Annotated in this window: 3 protein-coding genes; 2 read left to right on the top strand and 1 reads right to left on the bottom strand. The window is 37.6% G+C overall.

Annotated features, from left to right (window positions below):
• Positions 1-124: 124 nt before the first annotated feature.
• The gene (locus F6K22_RS39300; protein WP_293110425.1) at positions 125-295 is read left to right on the top strand and encodes a hypothetical protein; all 171 of its coding nucleotides are present in this window, start codon (positions 125-127) and stop codon (positions 293-295) included.
• A 599-nt stretch (positions 296-894) separates the two neighbouring features.
• Here F6K22_RS39300 and F6K22_RS39295 read toward each other — a convergent pair.
• Entirely contained in the window at positions 895-1,647 is a 753-nt protein-coding gene (locus F6K22_RS39295; protein WP_293110423.1) for a cobalt-precorrin-6A reductase, read from the bottom strand.
• 189 nt (positions 1,648-1,836) lie between these two features.
• Between F6K22_RS39295 and F6K22_RS39290 the strand changes: the two genes are divergently transcribed.
• Positions 1,837-1,962 (top strand): hypothetical protein, encoded by a 126-nt coding sequence (locus F6K22_RS39290; protein WP_293110421.1) that lies wholly within the window; start codon positions 1,837-1,839, stop codon positions 1,960-1,962.
• Positions 1,963-2,161: the final 199 nt, after the last annotated feature.

Raw genomic sequence — 2,161 nt, 5'->3', positions numbered from 1 at the left:
CTACTCACTCCTGACTCCTTGAAATAGCCTAAGTATTTGTAGCAAAAATTTTAGTATTTCATATAACTTTGAGAAACTTCCGGGGTCATACCATTTCTCATGCATTCTTGCTATATCTGATTGGGTGGGGAAGTGTGGGGAGGAAAGGAGGTGGGGGGGAGAGGTTAACAGTAGGGGTGGTGGTACTCGCGTAATGGTAGGGAGAGTGGGGGGAGTGCGGGGAGTGTGGGGAGAAATTATAGCGGTTTTCACTCATGTTGACTACAGACAAAATATAAGTATGTTTGAAGTTTAATAATTACAGACCTAATAGCTGTATTCTATGTTAATGAAAACCGCTATAAAAAATATATATCTTCAGCATTACAATGCAGGACTACCAAAGCAGGAATAATAATTACTAACCGACTAATAATTGTCAAAAATAGACTTTAAATCTTGCTAATACCAATTCACTTTGAAGATGTCACAAATAGTTTCAAACTTTAAATATCAAATAATTGCCTCAAACCTTTCTCTTGTCAAAGTTTTTAGCCTATCCAATCTAACTTCAGAATTCTGAATTCAGAATTCTGTCAAATGGTATAACTATTTAACTGTTGAAGTATAGGCGAAGTATACCATTAATGCATGGTAATATCAAATCCGCTTGATTGGACATAAAAAAATTATCCAATCGTCATAACTACTCAATCTTTGTAATTCTTTTCCCTCCTGACTCCTGACTCCTGACTCCTGACTCAATTACGACTTAATCAATCTATAACTGTTTAACCGGATTTGATACAATTGGTATAAAACACACAAAAATCACCTTTTGCAATAGAGCGATATCCTTAGCAGTGGGAAAACGTTTTTCTACTGCTGTTTCTGTTATCTTTTAGGTTGGGATAATTAATCACTATAATTTCTGATCCAAGAGACTGCACTCTTAACATCACTAACTTGTTCTCCTTCAGGAAGAGACGGACGTTGTATCATCACTACTGGAATTCCTAATTCTCCTGCAGCAATAATCTTAGCGTAGGTAGCATCACCACCACTATTTTTACTGACGATCGCCTCAATCTCATATTTTTGCAAAAGCGATTGCTCTTCTTCCAGAGAAAAAGGTCCCCGCTCAGTCAGTATTTTTCCTGGAGGTACTAAACTATCTGGTTGTGGTATATCGAGCGCTCGTATTAAAAACCAGATATGTTTGAGATGAGCATAACTTCCTAGCTCTTGCCTACCAATACTCAGAAATATTCGTGAACCTAATTCTGGTAAAACTTTCGCAGCAACTTCGTTACTTTTAACCTCCAACCAGCGATCGCCTTCGATCTTTTTCCAAGCAGGACGGACTAACATTAAACGGGGAATATTTAGTTGTGAAGTAGCGATCGCTGCATTCCAGGAAATTTTTGATGCAAAAGGATGAGTTACATCAATTAGCAAATCTATTTTTTGCTCTCGTAAATAGTCTGTCAACCCAGACACACCACCAAAACCACCAATGCGTGTAGGTGTGGATGTGATAATAGGTTGACGAGTGCGACCTGCAAGAGAGTTTATTACCTCCAACCCTGGTATAGTAGAGGCTAAAGCTGTTAATTTCAAGCTATCCCCAATACCACCGAGAATAAGCACTCGTTTGTCTTTTGCCATAGTTATTTCAGCGATCAGTTATCAGTTATCAGTACCTTCAACTTAGTTGTCAAACTTGAAATCCGGATTTTTTTATCCCTTTGAAAATGTAGGTTTGATACCTTATTTCTTGGTTAAAAATGAGAAGAAAACTTAAACGTAGGATAGTATTTTTCAGGCATTTAAACAAATGGATGGTGGTGCATAGTAATGGTATTGGAAGTGTGGGGGGTGTGGGAAGTGTGGGGAGTGTGGGAAGTGCAGGAAAAAAATGTATATTCTCACCATCACTATGGAGGACTACCAACAAATGATGCTAAGGTTTTCAGCAATTAACAATGAACAATTAATAATTAATAATTACCCCTTCTTAAAACTATTGAGGATTGACTAATCATGAAAATTTTTGATTTATCCCCTTAAAAGGCTATCCCTTATCAGGAACTCCTGAAAACCTTGTGGGAGTGTGGGGAGAGGGGGAATTCATTAATGGATAATGGATAATGGATAATGGATAATTACCTCTCCCTAAAAG

Source organism: Okeania sp. SIO2F4 (assembly GCF_010672385.1).
Lineage (GTDB): Bacteria > Cyanobacteriota > Cyanobacteriia > Cyanobacteriales > Microcoleaceae > Trichodesmium.
The sequence above is the reverse complement of the archived record's forward strand: the minus strand, read 5'-3'. Positions and strand labels throughout refer to the sequence as shown.

Coding starts and splice junctions, on each gene's coding strand:
- F6K22_RS39295 (WP_293110423.1), bottom strand. CDS start 1,647: ATGGCAAAAGACAAACGAGTGCTTATTCTCGGTGGTATTGGGGATAGC.
- F6K22_RS39290 (WP_293110421.1), top strand. CDS start 1,837: ATGGTATTGGAAGTGTGGGGGGTGTGGGAAGTGTGGGGAGTGTGGGAA.